This window comes from Nonomuraea glycinis (assembly GCF_035920485.1).
Classification (GTDB): domain Bacteria; phylum Actinomycetota; class Actinomycetes; order Streptosporangiales; family Streptosporangiaceae; genus Nonomuraea; species Nonomuraea glycinis.
On sequence record NZ_CP109166.1, the window covers coordinates 7,403,193 to 7,423,063 of the forward strand.

The 19,871-nt window shown below is 72.1% G+C and carries 18 protein-coding genes and 1 pseudogene; 10 read left to right on the forward strand and 9 right to left on the reverse strand.

Translation table 11 applies throughout. The features are described 5' to 3' along the window. Positions 1 to 17: 17 nt before the first annotated feature. Positions 18 to 1,208: an AraC family transcriptional regulator gene (locus OHA68_RS34670; protein ID WP_327104003.1), complete on the forward strand. Its 1,191-nt coding sequence runs from the start codon at positions 18 to 20 to the stop codon at positions 1,206 to 1,208. A gap of 49 nt (positions 1,209 to 1,257) precedes the next feature. Here the strand turns inward: OHA68_RS34670 and OHA68_RS34675 are convergent, their stop codons facing one another. Both OHA68_RS34675 and OHA68_RS34680 read right to left on the reverse strand, forming a co-directional pair. Further along, positions 1,258 to 2,229: a tyrosine-type recombinase/integrase gene (locus OHA68_RS34675; protein WP_327104004.1), complete on the reverse strand. Its 972-nt coding sequence runs from the start codon at positions 2,227 to 2,229 to the stop codon at positions 1,258 to 1,260. A 220-nt stretch (positions 2,230 to 2,449) separates the two neighbouring features. Then, positions 2,450 to 3,637, reverse strand: a complete 1,188-nt coding sequence (locus OHA68_RS34680; protein WP_327104005.1) for a cysteine desulfurase-like protein — start codon at positions 3,635 to 3,637, stop codon at positions 2,450 to 2,452. A 120-nt stretch (positions 3,638 to 3,757) separates the two neighbouring features. Here OHA68_RS34680 and OHA68_RS34685 point away from each other — a divergent pair, with 120 nt between their 5' ends. Both OHA68_RS34685 and OHA68_RS34690 read left to right on the forward strand, forming a co-directional pair. Then, the gene (locus OHA68_RS34685; RefSeq protein ID WP_327104006.1) at positions 3,758 to 5,188 is read left to right on the forward strand and encodes a WS/DGAT/MGAT family O-acyltransferase; all 1,431 of its coding nucleotides are present in this window, start codon (positions 3,758 to 3,760) and stop codon (positions 5,186 to 5,188) included. 16 nt (positions 5,189 to 5,204) lie between these two features. Beyond that, positions 5,205 to 6,296, forward strand: coding sequence for a winged helix DNA-binding domain-containing protein (locus tag OHA68_RS34690; protein ID WP_327104007.1), 1,092 nt, complete (start codon positions 5,205 to 5,207; stop codon positions 6,294 to 6,296). Here OHA68_RS34690 and OHA68_RS34695 read toward each other — a convergent pair. Together OHA68_RS34695 and OHA68_RS34700 are read right to left on the reverse strand one after the other, a co-directional pair. Beyond that, positions 6,293 to 7,192 (reverse strand): annotated as a pseudogene (locus OHA68_RS34695) (RNA polymerase sigma factor); the annotation flags it as partial. The gene OHA68_RS34690 and the pseudogene OHA68_RS34695 sit on opposite strands and share 4 nt — an antisense overlap. 215 nt (positions 7,193 to 7,407) lie before the next feature. Next, positions 7,408 to 8,160, reverse strand: a complete 753-nt coding sequence (locus OHA68_RS34700; RefSeq protein ID WP_327104008.1) for a protein phosphatase 2C domain-containing protein — start codon at positions 8,158 to 8,160, stop codon at positions 7,408 to 7,410. 190 nt (positions 8,161 to 8,350) lie between these two features. Between OHA68_RS34700 and OHA68_RS34705 the strand changes: the two genes are divergently transcribed. Both OHA68_RS34705 and add read left to right on the forward strand, forming a co-directional pair. After that, a complete protein-coding gene (locus OHA68_RS34705; protein ID WP_189139077.1) occupies positions 8,351 to 9,112 on the forward strand; it encodes a class I SAM-dependent methyltransferase in 762 nt (253 codons plus the stop codon). 44 nt (positions 9,113 to 9,156) lie between these two features. Next, a complete protein-coding gene (gene add, locus OHA68_RS34710; protein WP_327104009.1) occupies positions 9,157 to 10,110 on the forward strand; it encodes an adenosine deaminase in 954 nt (317 codons plus the stop codon). A gap of 7 nt (positions 10,111 to 10,117) precedes the next feature. On the opposite strand, the gene OHA68_RS34715 is transcribed toward add, so the two are convergent. From OHA68_RS34715 to OHA68_RS34725, 3 genes are all read right to left on the reverse strand, one after another. Next, positions 10,118 to 10,501, reverse strand: a complete 384-nt coding sequence (locus OHA68_RS34715; protein ID WP_327104010.1) for a hypothetical protein — start codon at positions 10,499 to 10,501, stop codon at positions 10,118 to 10,120. A 50-nt stretch (positions 10,502 to 10,551) separates the two neighbouring features. Continuing rightward, positions 10,552 to 10,767 carry a hypothetical protein gene (locus OHA68_RS34720; RefSeq protein ID WP_327104011.1) on the reverse strand — a complete coding sequence of 72 codons (216 nt, stop codon included), beginning with the start codon at positions 10,765 to 10,767 and terminating at the stop codon, positions 10,552 to 10,554. A gap of 251 nt (positions 10,768 to 11,018) precedes the next feature. Further along, entirely contained in the window at positions 11,019 to 12,137 is a 1,119-nt protein-coding gene (locus tag OHA68_RS34725) for a winged helix DNA-binding domain-containing protein (RefSeq protein ID WP_327109593.1), read from the reverse strand. 263 nt (positions 12,138 to 12,400) lie between these two features. On the opposite strand from OHA68_RS34725, the gene OHA68_RS34730 reads away from it, so the two are divergent. Beyond that, positions 12,401 to 12,988, forward strand: coding sequence for an ArsR/SmtB family transcription factor (locus OHA68_RS34730; protein ID WP_189139074.1), 588 nt, complete (start codon positions 12,401 to 12,403; stop codon positions 12,986 to 12,988). Position 12,989: 1 nt separating this feature from the next. Beyond that, positions 12,990 to 13,712 (forward strand): SRPBCC family protein, encoded by a 723-nt coding sequence (locus OHA68_RS34735; RefSeq protein WP_327104012.1) that lies wholly within the window; start codon positions 12,990 to 12,992, stop codon positions 13,710 to 13,712. Positions 13,713 to 13,773: 61 nt separating this feature from the next. Here OHA68_RS34735 and OHA68_RS34740 read toward each other — a convergent pair whose 3' ends face one another. Both OHA68_RS34740 and OHA68_RS34745 read right to left on the reverse strand, forming a co-directional pair. Further along, on the reverse strand, positions 13,774 to 14,430 hold the full coding sequence (locus OHA68_RS34740) for a class I SAM-dependent methyltransferase (RefSeq protein WP_327104013.1): 657 nt from the start codon (positions 14,428 to 14,430) through the stop codon (positions 13,774 to 13,776). Positions 14,431 to 14,672: 242 nt separating this feature from the next. Continuing rightward, the gene (locus OHA68_RS34745; protein WP_327104014.1) at positions 14,673 to 15,080 is read right to left on the reverse strand and encodes a hypothetical protein; all 408 of its coding nucleotides are present in this window, start codon (positions 15,078 to 15,080) and stop codon (positions 14,673 to 14,675) included. Positions 15,081 to 15,400: 320 nt separating this feature from the next. Between OHA68_RS34745 and OHA68_RS34750 the strand changes: the two genes are divergently transcribed. The 3 genes from OHA68_RS34750 to OHA68_RS34760 are packed head-to-tail and all read left to right on the forward strand — an operon-like array spanning position 15,401 to position 19,680. Continuing rightward, a complete protein-coding gene (locus OHA68_RS34750; protein WP_327104015.1) occupies positions 15,401 to 16,714 on the forward strand; it encodes a purine-cytosine permease family protein in 1,314 nt (437 codons plus the stop codon). A gap of 15 nt (positions 16,715 to 16,729) precedes the next feature. After that, the gene (locus OHA68_RS34755) at positions 16,730 to 18,592 is read left to right on the forward strand and encodes a hydantoinase/oxoprolinase family protein (RefSeq protein WP_327104016.1); all 1,863 of its coding nucleotides are present in this window, start codon (positions 16,730 to 16,732) and stop codon (positions 18,590 to 18,592) included. After that, positions 18,577 to 19,680, forward strand: coding sequence for a DUF917 domain-containing protein (locus OHA68_RS34760; protein WP_327104017.1), 1,104 nt, complete (start codon positions 18,577 to 18,579; stop codon positions 19,678 to 19,680). The genes OHA68_RS34755 and OHA68_RS34760 overlap by 16 nt, the downstream gene beginning before the upstream one ends. Positions 19,681 to 19,871 lie beyond the last annotated feature (191 nt).

The following is a 19,871-nucleotide window of genomic DNA, read 5'->3' on the forward strand; positions in this document are numbered from 1 at the left end:
ATATTAAAGGATCGTCCGTGTATGGAGACCTGCTGAGCGAGCTGCTGGCACCGCTGCGCCTGCGGGGCGTCTTCCACAGCCGCTGGACCGCCCGAGCGCCCTGGGGCGTGGCGGGAGAGCGCGAGCACTGCGCGCTGCTGCACTATGTGCAGGAGGGCACGTGCGTGGTCGAGCTCCCCGACCGCGTGCTCCCCGTAGGCCACAGCGGAACCGTCCCGCCCGGAGAGGTCCGTACGGGGTCGCGGGAGGCGTCCGCGGACGGGGTGCCCGAAGAGGACCGTCCGGCACAGGGAGCGCCCGAGGATGGCCGTCCGGCGCGGGGAGCGCCCGGGGAGGTTCGTACGGCGCGGGGAGCGTCTGGGGGCGGGGTACGCGGGGCGTCCGATGAGGATCGGGCGGTGCCGTGCGAGGGGCGGGCCGGGGTGACGCGGGTCGTGCGGTTGCGGGCCGGTGATCTGGCCGTCTTCCCGCAGGGCGCGGCCCACCGGATCGCCGACGCGCCCGGCGGCGCCACCATGCCGCTGGAGACCTTGCTGCCGGGTCGCGAGCCGGGCGCGATGCGCACCGTGCGGATCGACGGCCCAGGACCGGCCACCACCATGCTCTGCGGTGGCCTGCACTACGACGAGGCCGCCGCCTCACCGCTCTACCGCGCGCTGCCGGCCATGCTCGTGCTCGGCCGGGACGCCGTGGCGGGCCAGCCCTTGCTGGGCGACACGCTGACGCGGCTGTCGGGGGAGTGGGACCTGGGGGAGCCGGGGCTCGGGCTCGTCGCGGTGCGCGCGTTCGAGCTGGCGTACGTGCTCGCGCTGCGGGCCGCGCTGGCGGACCCCGAGGGCGTGCCCGTTCTCCAGGCGCTGCGGCATCCGGCGATCAGCCGCGCGTTGCTGGCCGTACAGTGCCGGTTCGGCGAGCCGTGGACGGTCGAGTCGCTCGCGGCGGAGTCGGGACTGTCGCGGTCGGCCTTCGCCGCGACGTTCCGCGAGCTCGTCGGCGAGGCGCCGATGCGGCATCTCACCGCGCGCCGGATGCGGGAGGCGGCCAGGCTCCTGGCCGACACGCCGCTGCCGCACAGCGCCATCGCCGAGCGCGTCGGCTACCGCTCCGCCGTCGGCTTCCACCTCGCCTTCAAGCAGTGGTACGGCCACACGCCGGGCGACCACCGCAAGGACCGAGCCCGGCAGGCCGGCCCCGCCCACGCCGGCTGACATTACGAACCCGTCACCCCGAAGCTCTTCCATGGGCGATCGCCCGGGGTCAGGCCAGGGGGCGGGCCGGGGGGAGGCGGAGACGGTCGACGGCTTCGCGGCGGGTGCGCTCGGGGCGGCGGTCGTAGCGGGCGGTCGTGGCCGGGGAGGAGTGGCCCACCAGGGCCTGCGCCGTGGCCAGGTCCACGCCGGCGTCCAGCAGCTCGCCGATGAAGGTGCGCCGGAAGTCGTGCGCGGTGCGCGGCGACGCGCCCGCCTCGCCGAGCCGGCGGGCCAGGATGTCGGCGATGCCCTGCCCCGTCAGCCCCACCGGCCGGTCGTCGCGCATCCGCAGCCGCCCGGCCTTGCTGATCGGGCTGAACAGCGCCCCCGGAGTCCGGCCCCGCACCTTCAGCCAGCGCTCCAGCAGGCCGATCGCCTCGGCCGTCAGATAGACCAGGCGTTCCTTGTCGCGTTTGCCGCGCACCCGCAGCGAGCGGGCGCCCGGATCGTAGTCGGCCAGCGTCAGCCCGCCGACCTCGGCGCGGCGGCAGCCGGTCGAGTACAACACCGCGATCAGCGCCGCGTCCCGCGTCCCGGCCGCCGAGTCGCCGCAGGCCGACAGGGCCGCCCCGACGACCTCCGGCGGCACGTGCTGCCCGGTGGGAAGGCGGCTCTGCCGTACCGGAGCCAGGTCCGAGGCGCGCGCGTAGTCCTCGGCGCTGGTCTGGCCGAGCCGCCAGGACTCCTTGAGCACCCTGCGCAGCGCCACCAGATGTTTGTTGACGTAGGCGGCCGACCAGCCCTGCTCGGTCAGCAGCGTCCGGATGCGCACGGTGTGCTCGTAGCGCAGCAGATGCCACGGCTGGCCCGCACCGGTGACGGACGCGTCGCCGGTGAGCAGCCGGGCCAGCCGGTCGAGGCAGCCGCGCATGGTGCGCCGCGACTCCGGGCTGGTCAGCGAGGCGAGGTAGATGTGGTACGGGTCGCGGGCCGGCTCGACGGGCGGCGCCGCCAGGTCGGGCACGGCGGGCAGGCTCATACGGTGATCTTAGAAGCCGTTCAGCGGTCGTCGAACGCGAGCCGTTCGCCCTGGCCGAGTCCATGCCCCTGCTCGTCATCGGCGCCCGTGACGCGTCCCTCATCGCCCTCCTGCGCGGGCGCGGCACGCCCGTCCGCGCCGGCGACCCGAGGCCGACTCGATGGCCGACTCGATGGCCGAGTCGCACCTGGGGTCACGTACCGCCGCCCGCCGCGCGCGCTCAGCCCATGCCGGCCACGCCTTCCAGGAGCCGGTCCACGTCGGAGCGGTCGTTGTAGTGGACCAGGCCGGCCCGCACCGCGCTGCCCGCGTCGCGGATGCCGAGCACGGCGGTGAGCTCCCAGGCGTAGTTGTGGCCGTTCCACACGTTCACGCCGCGCGCCGCCAGGTGCTCGGCCACCTCCAGGGGCGTGCGCCCGGCCACGGTGAAGTACGCGGTGGCGGTACGCCTGGCGGGCTTGCCGTACACGGTGACGTGCGGCATCGTCTCCAGGCCCGCCAGCAGGACCCCGAACAGCGCCAGCTCGTGCTCCTCGGCGGCCGTCATCGAGGCCAGCAGCCGCTCGCGGCGCGTCCCCGTGCCGGGTGCCAGCGCGGCCAGATGGTCCACGGCCGCCGTCACCCCGGCCAGGTCGGCGAAGGCGGCGGTGCCCCGCTCGAACCGTTCGGGCACCGTGTCGGAGGAGGAGGCCAGCTTGTCCGGCCTGACCGTCTCCAGCAGGGCCGGGTCGGCGACGACCGTGCCGATGTGCGGGCCCGACCACTTGTAGGCGCTGGTGGCGTAGAAGTCGGCGCCCAGCGCCCGCATGTCGACCGGTCCGTGCGCGGTGGCGTGCACCCCGTCCACGTACGTCAGCGCCCCGGCCCGGTGCGCCAGCGCGGTGATCGCGGCCACGTCGGGGCGGGTGCCGAGCACGTTGCTCGCCGCCGTCACGGCCACCAGCCGGGTGCGCTCGCCGATCAGCTCGCGGTACTGCTCCACCGGCAGCTCACCGGTCACCGGATCCGCCTCCGCCCAGCGGATCGTCGCCCCGGTCTGCACCCACGGGCGCACGTTCGCGTCGTGGTCCAGCCGTGACAGCACCACCTCGTCACCCGGCCCCCACTCCCTGGACAGCGCCCCGGCCAGCCGGTAGGTGAGGGTCGTCATGTTGGGGCCGAGGATCACCCCGTCGGGGTGCCCGCCGACCAGGTCGGCGACGGCCGCCCGGCACGCCGCCACGATCGCGTCCGAGCGGTGGCTGGCGGGGAAGGCGCCGCCCACGTTGCCGAGCCCGGCCCGGTAGGCGCCGGCGATGGCGTCGATCACCGCCTGCGGGACCTGGGTGCCCGCCGCGCCGTCGAGGTAGGCGTGGCCGTCGGCCAAGGCGGGGTAGGCGGAACGTACCGATTCGATAGGAAAGTGCATAAAGGGTTCATGCTCACCCTGCGGAACCTCAACCGGGCCATCCCGGCACGTGCTGGGCCGCCGACTTGAAGTGGGGGGCTGAGTCTGGTTGGTTCAGGGCGGAAGTGGCACCATTTCACCATGTCCCAGCTGACCGCCCTGGACGCGCAGTTCCTGCACTTCGAGACCGCCACGAACGTCGCCAACATCGCCGGCCTGGCGATTCTCGAGGGGAGCCTCAACCGCGCCGACCTGCAGGACCTGCTGCAGGCGCGGCTGCCGTACGTCCCGGCGCTGCACCGCAAGCTGGCCCCGGTGCCGTTCGGGCTGGACCACCCCTACTGGGTGCGCGAAGACGATCTCGACCTCGACTATCACGTACGGGAGATCGGGCTGCCGCCGCCGGGGGACGACAGGCAGCTGGCCGAGCAGGTGGCCCGGCTGCATCCGCGCCGCCTGGACCGGGGCAAGCCGCTGTGGGAGATCTACCTCATCCACGGGCTGAGCGGCGGGCGTACCGGGCTCTACGTGAAGATCCATCACGCGGCGGTGGACGGCGTCGGCGGCGCGGACGTGCTGGCCGCGCTGCTCGACCTCGGGCCCGTCCCCGCGCCCCCGCCCGAGCACGAGCCCGAGGTCGACGATCCGCCGCCCGGCCCGGCCGAGATGGTGGCGCGCGGATTGTCCCGGATGGCCGGCAACCCGGCGCAGGCGTTGCGGTTCGTCGCGCGCGCGGCGCCGCACCTGGACGAGATCCCCATCGTGTCGGCGCTGCCCGGCAGCGGGACCGTCGCGGCGCTGGCCCGCCGGGCCGCGGGCAGTGGGCAGACGCCCGAGCTGCCGTCGCTGCCCGCGCCGAAGACGCCGTTCAGCGGCCCGATCTCCGCGCATCGGCGCTTCGCGTTCGTCTCGCTGCCGCTGGAGGAGTTCAAGGCGGTGCGCAAGGAGTTCGACGTCACCGTCAACGACGTGGTCATGGCGGTGTGCGCCGGGGCGCTGCGGCGCTGGCTCGCCGGGCATGGCGGGGTGCCGGACCAGCCGCTGGTGGCCGGGGTGCCGTTCTCGCTGCGCGCGGCGGGTGACGAGGGGACGGGCAACCAGGTCACGATCATGACCGCGCCGCTGGCCGTGCATCTGGAGGATCCGGTGGCCCGGCTGCACGAGGTGCGGCTCGCGATGCAGCGGATCAAGGACCGGTTCTCGCTGTCGCCCGCGCGGTGGCTGCGCGAGTTCAGCGAGTCGATGCCCGCCGCGCTCATGGGGCTGGCCTCCAGGTCGGCGTTCGGGCTGGTCGGGCATACCGTGCCGCCGATCAACGTGTTCATCTCGAACGTGCCGGGCCCGCAGTTCCCGCTGTACGTGTCCGGCGTGCGGCTGCTGCACCACTATCCGGTCTCGGTGATCACCGACATGAGCGGCGGGGTGAACATCACCGCCTTCTCCTACGACGGCTCACTCGACTTCGGGGTGGTCACCGACCGGACGATGGTGCCGGACGCGTGGGAGCTGGCCGGGCAGCTGCGCGAAGCGCTCGACGAGCTGCTCAACGCGGAAGCTTCCTTTCCGCAATAGCTCCTAGCCTGCCGGTATGAAGCTGAACCGCCGGGTGCTCAACCGTACGACGCTGGACCGCCAGCTCCTGCTCGCCCGCTCGCCGCTGTCCCCGGCAGGGGCGATCGAGCGGCTGGTGGCCCTCCAGGGACAGGACGTCAACCCGCCCTACTACGGCCTGTGGTCGCGGCTGGCCTCCTTCACCCAGGAGGACCTGACCTCCCTGCTGTACGGCAAGCAGGTCGTACGCGGGTCGCTGCTGCGCAGCACCCAGCACCTGGCCCTGGCCGACGACTACCTGTGGCTGCGGCCGATGATGCAGGCGCCGATGTCGCGGGCCCGGCAGGCCGGGTTCGGCCGGGCCACCGGCGAGGTGGACCTGGACGAGCTGGTGACGCTGGCCCGCGGGCACCTGGCGGGCCGTACGCTGACTCGGCCCCAGCTCCGCGACCTGCTCCTGGAGCGCTGGCCGGAGGTCGAGCCGATGGCGCTCGGCTGGTCGGCGCAGGCGCTGGTGCCGGTGGTGCACGCCCCGCCGAGCGGCGTCTGGAACCGGGGCGGGGCGACGCCGTTCACGCTGGCCGAGGAGTGGCTCGGCAGGCCGCTGGACGACGCCCCGCCCATCGAACGGCTCGTCACCCGCTATCTGGCCGCCTTCGGCCCCGCGAGCGTGCTGGACGTGCAGATGTGGTCGGGCTTGACCCGGTTGCGGCCGGTGATCGAGGCCATGCCTTTGCGGAAATATCACGACACTGAGGGTCGTGTCCTCTACGACCTGCCGGACGCGCCGCTCGCCGAGGAGGACGTGCCCGCTCCCGTGCGGTTCCTGCCGGCCTTCGACAACCTCATCGTCGCCTACGCCGACCGCACCCGGATGATGACGGACGAGCAGCGCAAGGCTGTGTGCGTGGGCGCCGTCATCTTCCCGACCTTCCTCGTCGACGGCGTCGTCGCCGGCATGTGGGACATCAAGGACGGCGTGCTGGAACTGCGGCCCTTCGGCCCGCTGCCGGAGCGAGCCATGGCCGAACTCGCCGCCGAGGGCGCCGGCCTGCTCGCCTTCGCGGGCGCGCCGGGCGGCACCCTCGCGTGGCGGCACCCCTCGGAAGGCCGGCGGGCGAGCGCTTAACCGAGGTAGTCGCGCAGCGCCATCGCCCTGGACGGGTGGCGCAGCTTGGACATCGTCTTGGCCTCGATCTGCCTGATCCGCTCGCGGGTCACGCCGTAGATGCGGCCGATCTCGTCGAGGGTCATCGGCTTGCCGTTGGTCAGGCCGTACCGCATGGAGATCACGCCCGCCTCGCGCTCGGACAGGTCGTCCAGCAGGGCGCGCAGCTGCTGCTGCAGCAGCGTGAAGGAGACGGCCTCGGCGGGGGAGACGGCCTCGGTGTCCTCGATGAGGTCGCCGAACTCGCTGTCGCCCTCCGTCCCGAGCGGCGTGTGCAGGGAGATCGGCTCGCGGCCGTAGCCCTGCACCTCGATCACCCGCTCGGTGGTGAGCTCGGTCTCGGCGGCGATCTCCTCCGGGGTGGGCTCGCGGCCGAGGTCGCTCTGCAGCGTCCGCTGGGCCCGCGCGACCTTGTTGATCATCTCGACCATGTGCACCGGGATGCGGATCGTGCGGGCCTGGTCGGCCATGGCCCTGGTGATCGCCTGTTTGATCCACCAGGTGGCGTAGGTGGAGAACTTGTAGCCGAGGCGGTAGTCGAACTTCTCGATCGTCCGGATCAGGCCGAGATTGCCCTCCTGGATCAGGTCCAGGAACAGCATGCCGCGGCCGGTGTAGCGCTTGGCGATGGACACCACCAGGCGCAGGTTGGCCTCCAGCATCCGCTGCCTGGCCCGGTCCCCGTCGTCGGAGATCCATTCGAGATCGGCGCGGAGCTCACCGCTGAGGCCGTCCTCGGTGTCCAGCCGCTCCCTGGCGAACAGCCCGGCCTCGATGCGCTTGGCCAGGTCGATCTCCTGAGAGGCGGTCAGGAGCGGCACCCGCCCGATTTCCTTGAGGTAGGTCTTGACGGAGTCGGTGCCGATGACTGAGGTCGTGTTGTCGTCCAGGTCGACGACAACCTCTGCTGCTGCTTGGGTCAAGGCGATCTCCTCGCTCGGGTTGGACGGAGTCGGCGGCGGCGCCGGCGTCGGGTGCGTGTCGAGTTCGGGAAATCGGCCCCCTACCACGAGCGGGAGAATTGTTCACCCCCTAAGCTACCCAACGGCACCGACAGCTTGTGACGCCCGTCTCAACCGGGTTCGAAGGACAGCCAGGCCGCGGTCGCGTCGTCGTGCGCCTTCCCGCGCACCGGGCCGTGCGCCCGCTCCTGCTCGCGCACCAGCGCCGGCAGGTCCTCGGGTGCCTGCGCGGCGCCGCTGACCAGGAGTTCCCAGGAGTATCCGTACCAGTCGGCCAGTCTCGTCACCCCGTCGGTGAACAGGGCGATCCCGCGCAGGTCCGCCACCGGCGTCGAGCCGGTCAGCGCCTGCGCCGCCGCCTCGGGGCAGGTGCTCGCCACCCAGAACCCGCCGGGCCTGTTGCGCAGCGACGCGACCAGCTCCAGCGAGTACGGCCGGCCGCCGGGCAGGTGCTCCAGCCGGTCGTCGGTGACGACCGTGACCGTGCCGTCGCGATGCCACAGCCCGATGGCGCAGTCGCACAGCACCAGATGGTCGAGCCGGTCGCCGCGGCGGCGGGCGATGGCGACGGTGCAGGAGGGGGAGTTCGGGTTACCCAGATCGCAGGTCGCCGCGTGCGCGTCCATGGTGGCGGCGATGGCCCGCGCCAGGACGCCGGGCAGGGACTCGTCGCCGTCGAGGCGGACGGCCAGCGCCCCGGCCAGAGTGCGGACCAGCCAGCTCACGTCGTGCACGCACCCGGAGTCGACCCCCTGCGGTGCGGTCGCGCCGTCCAGCACCACCACCCAGGACGGCCCGGCGATCACGTAGTCCTCGTTGACGCCGCCCGGCGCGGCGACGGTGGCATAGCGGACCCGCGTCATCGAACTCCTCGGAATGGCCGTGCGCCTTCGCGGGTAACCGTCATGGAGAAAGGCTGCGCAAATGGCGATTCAAGAGTGTCACGCGAGCCGCTCGGCGGTTCGGGCAGGTGATTTACATTCCCTTCAGGACGGCCGTGCCCACCTCTCCGGCCCGTGACAGAGGCTGGATCTACCTTTGGCGGTACATCACATGACACGCCCTCGTTCGAGCCTCGTCCACCAGGCCTCGTACGCGCTCAAGCACCCCCACAAGGTCGTGCCGCACCTGCGCAGACTCGCCCGCGACTCGTGGCTTCGCCTGCGCTCCCGCGACCACGTCGCCTACTACCGGGCGGTCATGAAGTCCGACACGGCGCGCAGTCCGGAGGGGGCCGTCGGGTCCCACTCGCACAAGCGCTGGCTGGCGCTGGGCCGCATGCAGTTCGACTATCTGGTGGAGCACGGGCTCAAGCCCGAATGCCGCATGCTGGAGATCGGCTGCGGCAACCTGCGGGCCGGGCGGTTGTTCATCGACTACCTGCACACCGGCAACTACTACGGCATCGACATCTCGCCGGACATCCTCATGGCCGCCCACGACACCGTCGCCACGCACGGGCTGCGCGACAAACTGCCCTACCTCACCCCGGTACGCGACCTGCGCTTCGCCTTCCTGCCCGACGAGCACTTCGACGTGGTGCACGCCCACAGCGTCTTCTCCCACTCGCCGCTGGAGGTGATCGACGAGTGCTTCGCGCACATCGGCCGGGTCATGCGGCCGGCGGGCTGGTTCGACTTCACCTTCGACCGCACCGAAGGCAAGGAGCACCAGGTGCTGCGCGAGGACTTCTACTACCGCACCGAGACCCTGGTGGCGCTGGCCGACCGGCACGGACTGGACGCCGCGTTCATGGACGACTGGGAGCGAGGACCGCACAAGCAGTCGAAGATCCGGGTCACCAGGCGGCGATAAAACCCGGATGCGCGCCGTACCCGCTGGTCATTAGGGTGCTGCGGGTGAGAGACGTCCGCGCGCTGCCCAAGGCCCACCTGCACGTTCACCTGGAGAGCACGGTACGGTCCGGCACCGTGCGCGATCTCGGCGGCGAGCCGGCGCCGCAGGAGGGGTTCGCGAGCTTCCGCGCGTTCGCCGACCAGCGGGGGCGCGTGCGCGACCTGCTGCGCACGGCCGCCGACTTCCGGCGGGTGGCGCTGGAGTTCTGCGAGGACGAGGCGGCGCAGGGGACCCGCTACGCCGAGGTCACCTTCACCGCGGCCGCCCACGGCGAGCGGCTGGGGGCGCCGGAGATGCCGCTGGAGGCGGTGCTCGACGGCCTCGCCGAAGGCGCCCGGTACGGCATCGAGTGCCGGGTGCTGCTCGACCACTCCCGGCGGCGGCCCGTCGAGCGGCTCTGGCAGACCTACCGGCTCGCCACCCGCTACGAGCAAGTGATCGGGATCGGGGTGGCCGGTGACGAGAGCCACCCGCTGGCGCCGTTCGCCGAGGTGTTCGAGGCGGCCAGGGACGCCGGCCTGCGCCTGGTGCACCACGCGGGGGAGTTCGCCGGGCCCGCCAGCATCCGCGAGGCCCTCACCCTCGGCCACGCTGAACGGCTCGGCCACGGCATCCGCGTGCTGGAGGACCCCGCCCTGGTCGAGGAGGTGCGCGAACGGGGCATCCCGCTCGAGGTCTGCCCCACCTCCAACGTCCTGCTCGGCGTCGTCCCCGCGCTGGCGGCCCATCCACTGCCGCTGCTGGGCGCCGCCGGCCTCGTCGTCACGCTCAACACCGACGGCGAGACCGCCCTGGCCGACGAGTACGGCCGCGCGCGGGACGTCTTCGGGTACGGTGACCCGGCGCTGGCCGGGCTGGCCAGGGCCGGCATCGAGGCGTCGTTCGCCCGGCCGGAGCTCAAGGCCGGCCTGCTGGCCGGGGTGGACGCCTGGCTCGCGGCCCCCACCGCCCGCTGAGGGACCATCAGGCGTGCTCGCTGACCACCAGCCCGCGGCCGAAGGTCCGCTCGACGGCGATGCGGGTGAGCCAGCCCAGACCGGCGGTGAACAGGGGTGGCCAAATGATCGGCCCGAAGCTGTAGCCGACCAGCACCGCGAGCGGAATCCACACCCGGTGCACGGCTTGGTAGGGCACGCCGGGGGGACGGATTCCGGCGAGTCGCGCCAGGTCGGGCAGTGCGAAGAACGCCAGCGCGGCCGCCGTGGTCGGCAGGCCGTACTTGGCACTCTCGAAGACCGCGAACGCGGCCAGGAACAGGGCTGACGCGCCCCAGCAGACTCTGCGCAGCGGACCGCCGACCACCGGATCGGGCTGCGACCGGTCATCGCGCGACTGTTCCGCTGTCATACGCACAGCGTACGGCGAAGATCTCGAAGCGATTCCCGGCCGGCGCTCGTTCAGTCGCGCCGGTGATTCGCGTGGCGACTCGCTTGTCGCGAGGACGGTAGTAAGCGGTCGCGCGGCAGCCGGGTGCCACCCAGGTGCTGCCAGCCCTGGCGCGGCTCGTCGTGGCTGCCGGTCTGGACCTCCGCCGGCGTGCTGACCCGGGCGGGCACCAGCCGCGGGACGGGCAGTACGGGCGGGGCGGGCACCACGGGGACCGGATTCACCACCGCCGGTCGGTGGCACGGGTGCCTGCGGGTCCACGCGCACGGTCCTGAGCGACCTCCGGCGCGGGCGTACCCACAGCGGAGAGATCGCCGGGAAGGCGGCCTTAAGACGCCACGGGCGCAGGTGGGCCGGACCTGGGTGAGCGACACGTCGAAACTCCTCGAACGAGACTGTCCCCCCAGGCCTACCGCTCGTCAGGTGGATCCATGCCCAAAGGCTGCCCATGTTTGCGGGTGCGTCAGGTCAGGAAATCTCAGGCATGCGGCCCCACGGTGACCGCGCCGACGGTGAGCCGGGGCCTGCCCTCCAGAATCTCCCCGACCCGGGCCACCTGCTCGTCGAGCTCGTCCAGCCGCGCCCGGCCGAGCTCGGCCAGCGGCTCCACCGTGACGTCGATCCTGCTGCCCGAGCGGCGCTGGTGCCACACGCCCGCCACCTGCCCGTCCACGAGCAGCACCGGGAAATTGCCCGCCTGCCCGCCCGCCAGCGCCCGCTCGGCGGCCGGTCCTGGATACAGCAGCTCGCGCGGCATGCCCGCGACGAGGTAGGCGTCGAAGTACGGCAGCAGCCGCACCCCTCGCGGCGCTTCGTCGGGCACCTCGGTGTCGCCGGCCACCACCCAGGCGCGCTCGCCCTCGAAGAGGACCTGCTCCAGCTCCATCGACGCGAACAGCGCCTCGGCCCACAGCTTGGGCGCGCCCAGCCACCGGGCGAACTGGCCGGAGGTCGCGGGACCGTACGCGCTCAGATAGCCCTTGACCAGCTCGGCCCGCCCGTCGGCGGGACGGAGACCGCCGGGTGGGGCGGTGTAGGTGACCTTGCGGCCCCTGACCGGGCCGAAGACGAACGCGCCCCGGTGCGCCGCCAGGCTCATCACCTGCCGCCAGCGCGGCCACATCGTCTGGAAGGCGGGCATGACCGGCTCTCCGGCCCACGGCCCGGTGGCGGCGACGACCGCGTCGGTCAGCTCGTCGATCGTCAGGCAGGTCCCGTCCAGCACCGTGCGGACGGCCGCCACCACCTCGTCGGTCTGCTCCGGCGTCATCCGGACGCTCTCGGCGAAGGGGCTGCGCCCCGTGGGCAGCGACGACAGGGCGCCCACCCATCCGGGCAGGTCACAGGCGGGAAGCACATGTACGGTGCCGCGTGGCCCGTACGTCTTGACCAGGCTGCGCTCCTCCCACAGCGCCCGGCGTACGTCCGCGCGGGTGGCCTTCTTCAGGCGGAGCGCGATGGACAGCTCGCTCGCCGACATCACCTGCGCGTGCGCCCCGCACATCGCGGTCACCACCTGCGCAGGGGTCCCGTCCTGGACCGGCGCGGCCAGCCCGGCACGCGCCAGCTTCCTGGCGCTGACCTGCTGCCACGACATCTCGATCACACGTCCTCCTCAAGCTGTACGACCAGGGTAGGAGCCATCGCGGAACGTCCGCTTCCGCATTTATCAGGAAATTTCAGGCGTTGTACGGTCGAGTCCCGGCATGCCGGGAGCATGCGGGGAGAGCCGCGGCCGCCGGAGAGGGGCAGCCCTGTCGGGGCCCAGGTGGACGAGCGTCGCGCGGCGACGGGGCGCAAGCCACCGCAGGGCCGGGAGGGCTGGTTGACAAGTATTTTTTTCGGTGCGATCGTGGGCGCATGTACGAAGTGGCAGTGATCGAGGACCCCGCGGCAGCGGAGGCGTCGCTCGACCCCATGCGCTCCAAGCTGCTGGCCCAGCTGGTCGAGCCCGGCTCGGCCACCTCCCTGGCGGCCAAGGTCGGCCTGGCCAGGCAGAAGGTCAACTACCATCTCCGGACGCTGGAGCGGCACGGCCTGGTCGAGCTCGTCGAGGAGCGCAAGAAGGGCAATGTCACCGAGCGGGTCATGCAGGCCACGGCCGCCTCGTTCGTGATCTCCCCGACGGCGCTGGCCTCGGTGCAGCCCGACCCCGCCAGATCCCCCGACCGGCTGTCGGCCCGCTGGCTGCTGGCCCTGGCCGCCCAGCTCGTCCGCGATGTCGGCTCGCTGGTCACCGGCGCGACCGAGGCCCGCAAGCGGGTGGCCACCTTCGCCATCGACGGCGAGATCCGCTTCGCCTCTGCGGCCGACCGCGCCGCCTTCGCCGAGGAGCTGGCCGGCGCCGTCACCTCGCTGGTGAGCAAATACCACGACGAGAGCGCCGAGGGCGGCCGCGACCACCGCCTGGTGGTCGCCGTGCACCCCGCCGTGACGAAGGAGCACTGAGGTGGGCCACGAGTTCGAGCTTCCCCAGGAGGCTCTGGTGGAGGCGACGCCCGAGGAGGTGTGGGAGGCCATCTCCACCGGCCCCGGCATCGACTCATGGTTCATGGGCCGCAACGAGGTGGCGGGGGGTGTCGTCAGCACCGCCTTCGGCGGCATGGACCTGCCGGCCTCCACCGTGACCACCGCCGAGCCGCCGCACCGCTTCGCGCACACCAGCGGCACGGCCGCGGACGGGCGGTTCGTCGCCTACGAGTTCCTCATCGAGGGCCGTGACCGGGCGAGCACCACCGTACGCATGGTGACCAGCGGCTTCCTGCCGGGCGACGACTGGGACACCGAGTTCGAGGCGATGGCCGGCGGTCTGGCGATGTTCTTCGCCACCCTGGTGGAATACCTCGGCCACTTCGCGGGCCGGACCGCCACTCCCCTCACGGAGTTCGGCCCGCCCATCACCGACTGGCCGCGCGCCTGGGAGATCCTGTACGCCGAGCTGGGGCACCCGTCGGCAGGCGACAAGGTCCGCTTCGCACCTGACGGCCTCGCCCCCGTCGAAGGCATCGTCTACCACCTCGGCCCCCAGACCCTCGGGGTGCGCTCCGACGACGCCCTCTACAGATTCCTGCAGGGGATGGGCGGCACGATGATCGCCTCCCACCACCTGTTCGGCGCCACCGAGAACCAGAGCCCCGCCTGGCACGCCTGGCTCCACCGACTTTGCGACTGAGACCGACGCGCCTGCCGCCGGCGACGTTAGGGCTGAGGTCCGCCGCCTGGTTCCAGTGGCTTTACGGCTGAGGTTTACGTGCCCTGATGGCCAGCACGACCGGCACGGCCCCGCCGCTCTCGGCGAACCGCTCCAGCACCAGCCCCGCCTCCAGGAACGCATGCAGCAGGTCCGGCACCGGCCAGTGGTTCGCGCCCACCTTGTCGCGAATCCCCTGGTCGGTCCAGGACTCCTTCGTCCAGCGGCCGTCGAGGTAGCCGGGCCGTACCAGCACCTCCTCGGGGTCGGTCCGGTCGGCGAACCCGCCGCAGAAGCACGGGTGCACGCCGACGTGCACGAACATCCCGCCGGGCCGCAGCACCCTGGCCACCTCGCGCAGCACCGCCGGGTAGCCGGGCATGTCGGTGTGCGCCATCATCGCGATCACGGCGGGCAGCCGGGCGTCGCGCACCGGCAGCCGCCCAGCGTCGCCGCGTACGGCCGGGAGGCGGCCCCGGGCGTGTCGCAGCATCCCGGCGGACAGGTCGACGCCCGCCGGCGTCCAGCCGAGCTCACGGACGAGTGCCGCGTGCACGCCCGTGCCGCAGCCGATCTCCAGGCAGGGTCCCCGCCCCTCGCCCAGCAGCTCGCGCAGCACCCGCTGGAGGCCCAGAGGGTCGCCCCGGGAGAGGAACTCCTGCTCGTACCAGTCGGCGATCTCGTCATAAGCGGCCTTCACCCCTCCAAACGACCACGAATCCAGGCCGGTGGCCAGCTTTTCCGCCAACGGCTCAGGACACAGGGCCACAGGGGGGAGGAAGAGGCGGTCGGTGCGCGCGTCGAGACCCGTCTCGCGCAGGATCCGCACCAGGTTCTCGATCGCCGCGAACCAGTTTTCGGGCCCACGCTCGGCCCTTCTCCGGGCGCACGGCCAGGACCGGCCCTGGAACCCATGTGGTCCCAGGGCCGATCCGGTGATCATCAGCCGCCGAAGCCGTCCAGGCCCCACCAGCCCGGCTGCAGCCAGTCGTGGTGGTGGTGGTGGCCGTGGTCGTCGTCCTTGACGTCGTCCTTGTCGTCGTCCTTGTCTCGCCTGTGGTCGTTCTTGTCGTCGTCCTTGTCCCGCCTGTGGTCGTTCTTGTCGTCGTCCTTGTCGTCATCGACCCTGTAGATCACGCGACCCTTGCACGCACTGGCGTCCCGGGTGCCCGCGGTGACCGAGTGCTGGTCGATGCGGAGCCAGGTTGCGTCCTGCTGGGCGTCCAGGACACACATGGACGCCCGCTGGTTCCGCTTGTCGTCGTCGGCGGCGGCTGTACCCACCATGGCCGTGGCCATGGCAGCGGCGGCCAGCAGCACCCCGCCAGCGGCGATGAAACTACCCTTCATGATCCCCCCTGATCACGCAGTGACATCGATTCGTCACTATACGTATTCGTGTTTCCCCCCTGTGTCACAACGCCACACCTGGCCGGGTGAACTTGTATTACTCCTGGTCAGACGGCTACTTAGGCACCTTTTTCGCGCGAGATCACCTTCCCTGGACTGGCCTGTGCGATCACGTTCCGTAGTCGGCGCTGGCAGCGGATCCTCCGCCGTCAGACGTCGGTGAGACGAGGTCACGGCGTAGATCGCGCTTGACCCTTTTCATAGATCGCGAACCGACTTAACGTCTCAATCACGCCCCCACCCGCGTCACAGGAGCCCGCATGACGAAACCGGCTGACGCCGCGTTGTCCGATGAGGGAATCGTCCGCGACGACTACGCGCTCCAGCGCGTGCCCCCCAACGCCCGCTACGGCTGGGCCACCGTGGCCGTACAACGATTCGGCCTGCTCAGCGCCCTGTCCCAGTTCCTGCTCGGCGCCACCCTCGGCATGGGCATGACCTTCTGGGACGCCGTGCTCGCCATCACCATCGGCGCCGCCATCCTGGAGCTCGCCGCCATCGCCGTCGGCGTGGCCGGGATGCGCGAAGGAATGTCCACCACCCTCCTGGCCCGCTGGGCCGGGTTCGGCCGCTATGGCTCCGGCCTCGTCGGAGTCGTCCTCGCGGTCAGCCTGCTCGGCTGGTTCGGCGTCCAGTCCGCCGTGCTCGGGCAGGGCCTGGCCGCCCTGCTCGGCGGTCCGCCCGTCTGGGTCTGGTCGGTGCTCGGCGGCCTGGTCATCACCGCCATCGTGGTGCACGGGTTCGCCGGCATGGCCTGGACCGCGTGGATCACCGTGCCCGCCTTCCTCGCCCTGGCCGGCTGGGCCATCGCCGTCGAGCTGGCCAAGCAGCCGCTCGGCGACCTCGTGGCCTCCGCCCCTCCCGGCCCCGTCATCAGCCTGGCCCAGGGGGCGACCCTGGTGGCGGGCGGATTCATCGTCGGCGCGACGATCAGCCCGGACATGTGCCGGTTCAACCGCAGCGCCGCCGACGTCGTCAAGCAGACGATCGTCGGCATCACTCTCGGCGAGTACGTCCTCGCCCTCGTCGGCGTCCTGCTCGCGCACGCGCTGCGCACCGGAGACGTGGTCGCCATCGTCACCACCACCTCCGGCGTGGTCGGCACCATCGTGCTCGTCACCGCCACACTCAAAGTGAACGACTGGAACCTCTACTCCTCCTCGCTCGGCGTCACCAACGCCCTGGACACCGCCTTCGGCCTGCGGGTCAGCCGCGCCAAGGTCACGATCGCCCTCGGCGTGGTCGGCACCGCGCTCGCCGCGTTCGGCATCGCCGACCACCTGGTGGGCTTCCTCGTCCTGCTCGGCGTCGCCGTGCCGCCCATCGCCGGCATCCTGATCGCCGAGTATTACGTGGTCCGCCGCTGGCGGGCCGACCTGGCGGAGTCCCGGGCCCGCGGCGAGCTGCCCGCCTCGGCGCCAGGCTGGGTGCCCGCCGCGCTCATCGCCTGGCCGGCCGCCGCCCTCATCGGCCACTTCGTGACCTGGGGCATCCCCGCCCTCAACGCTCTGGTGGCGGCGTTCATCCTGTACGCGGTCATCGGCCGCCTGAGCGCGAAGCCACGCACCACCTGATCAGCGGGAGCACCAGTGCGCGTAGGGATCGACGTAGGCGGTACGCATACCGACGCCGTCCTCATGGACCAGACCACCGTCGTAGCCGAGATCAAGACCGCGACCACTCACGATGTCACCGGCGGCGTCGTCACCGCGCTGCGCCGGCTGCTCGCCGCCGGCCAAGTCGACCGCGCCCGCATCACGGCCGTGATGATCGGCACCACCCACTTCACCAACGCCCTCGTCACCGGCCGCGGCCTCGCCCCCACCGCCGTCGTCCGGCTGGCGCTGCCCGCCACCGCCGCGCTGCCGCCCCTCGTCGACTGGCCGCACCGGCTGCTGACCGCGATCCGGCCCAGCGTTCACCTGTGCGACGGCGGCCACGAGTTCGACGGCCGCCCCATCTCCCCGCTGAACCCGGAGCAGCTCAAGCGGGTCGCCGCCGCCATCGAGGCGAGCGGCATCCGCAGCGTCGCCGTCTCCTCGGTGTTCTCGCCCGTCAACACCGAGCTCGAGGAGCAGGCCGCCGCCATCCTGCGCGCCGAACTCCCGTACCTGCACATCAGTCTGTCCCACCAGATCGGCCGGGTCGGCCTGGTGGAGCGGGAGAACGCCACCGTCGTCAACGCCTGCCTGCGCGACCTCGCCGACGACATCGTCGAGGCGTTCGAGCAGGCGCTGCGCACCGTGGGGGTGGCCGCGCCGCTGTTCCTGTCGCAGAACGACGGCACCCTCATGGACGCCGACCACTGCCGCCGCTATCCCGTCGCCACCTTCGCCTCCGGCCCCACCAACAGCATGCGCGGCGCGGCGTTCCTGGCCGACCGGGCCGACTGCGCCGTGGTCGACATCGGCGGCACGACCACCGACGTGGGCGTGCTCACCGGCGGCTACCCGAGAGCCGCCATCGGCGAGGTGGACATCGGCGGCGTCCGCACCAACTTCCGCATGCCCGACGTGCTGTCCATCGGCCTCGGCGGCGGCAGCCACGTCACCCACGCCCTGGGATACAGACCGGGCATGGAGTACGGACCGAACCGGCAACAGGGCTGGGGCAGCGACGGGCGCGGCGAAGCAGACAGGCAGGGTGGCGCTGACAGCCGCGGTGAAGCTGACAGGAATGGTGGAGCCGACAGACGGGGTGGCAGGGACAGGCACGGTGGCAGCGACGGATACGGCGGCTCGGGCAGGCAGGGTGGCAGGGACAGGCATGGTGGCAGTGACGGATACGGCGGCTCGGGCAGGCAGGGTGGCGCTGACCGGCAGGCGAGCCGGGACGGGCTGGCGGTCGGACCGCAATCGGTGGGCTATCAGCTCACCGAGCAGGCGCTCGTCTTCGGCGGCTCCGTCCTGACGGCCACCGACCTCGCCGTCGCGGCCGGACTGGCCGACATCGGCGACCCCGCCCTCGTCCGCCACCTCGACCCCGACCTGGTCCGGCGCGGCATCGACTGGATGGCCGCCCGCGTCGCCGACCTCGTCGAACGGATGCGGGTGTCCGCCGCGCCGCTGCCGGTCATCATCGTCGGCGGCGGCAGCGTCCTCATGCCCGCGGAGCTGCCCGGCATCCCCTCCGTACACCGCCCGGAACACCACGCGGTCGCCAACGCGATCGGCGCCGCCATCGGCCAGATCGGCGGCGACGTCGACCGGCTGTTCGCGATCACCGCCACGCACACCCGCGAGGACGTCCTCGACCAGGCGCGCACGGAGGCCGTCGAACGCGCCGTCGCGGCCGGCGCCGCCCGCGACACCGTCGACGTGGTCGAGATCGACGAGGTCCACGTCGGCTACCTGCCCGGCAACGCCGTACGGGTCCGCGTCAAAGCGGTCGGCGACCTCGACCTCGCCCGCCATAGCCGCACGGAGGAGGAGCCCCAGTGGGTTACGCCCTGACCCTCGAAGGACTGCGCGACCTGGCCGAAGGCGCGGCGGTCCTCGGCACCGGCGGGGGAGGCGACCCCTACATCGGCCGCCTCCTCGTCGAACAGCAGCTCAAAGCCGGCCACACCGTCACCATCATCGACGCCGCGGAGCTGCCCGACGACGCCCTCGTCATCCCGTCGGCGATGATGGGCGCCCCCACCGTCTTCATCGAGAAGCTGCCGTCCGGCGCGGGCAACATCGCCGCCCTGCGCGCCCTCGAAGCCCACCTCGGCCGGACCGCCGCCGCCACCATGCCGATCGAGTGCGGCGGCCTCAACAGCATGATGCCGCTCCTGCTCGGCGCCCAGCTCGGCCTGCCGGTCGTGGACGCCGACGGCATGGGCCGCGCCTTCCCCGAGCTGCAGATGGAGACCTTCGCGGTCTACGGCGTCTCCGGCTCGCCCATGGCCATCGCCTCCGACCACGGCGACACCGGCATCATCAACGCCACCGACAACCGCCGGATGGAGTGGCTGGCCCGCGCCATGACCATCCAGATGGGCGGCGCTTCCTACATCAGCGACTATCCGATGGACGCCGCCACCGTCCGCCGCACCGCGGTGCCGGGCACGCTCACCCTCGCCCGCCGCCTCGGCGCCGCGCTCCGGCAGGCCCGCGCCGAGCACGCCGACCCCTTCCAGGCGCTGGCCGCCGCCCTGTCCGGCACGCTCTACACGCACGGCCTGGTGCTGTTCAGAGGCAAGGTGACGGACGTGGACCGCAAGACCGTGGACGGCTTCGCCCGCGGCCACGTCACCCTCGCCGACCTGGCGGATCCACGCGACCAGCTGGAGATCACCTTCCAGAACGAGCACCTGGTCGCCCGGCGCAACGGCCGGGTGGTGGCCATCGTCCCCGACCTGATCTGCACCCTCAACAGCGAGACGGGCACCCCGGTGACGACCGAAGCGCTGTCGTACGGCCAGCGCCTGACGGTCTTCGCCATCTCCACCCCCGATCTCATGCGCACCCCCGACGCCCTCGACTGCTTCGGCCCCGCCGCCTTCGGCCTCGCCGACCCCTACACCCCCGTCGAACACCTCACCGCCGTCCCCTGACACCCCGCCAAAACCCACGCTCCCACGACACCCACACCCAAGCCTCCGGCTGCGCCGCCGAAACCCACACCCACAGCCTTCGGCTGCGCCGCCGAAACCTGCGCTCCCACTACACCCACAGCCTCCGCCGTTGGCAGTCTCCGGCCAGCCCCGTTGGTAGCCCCAGACCAGGCCCGTTGGCAGTCTCCGGC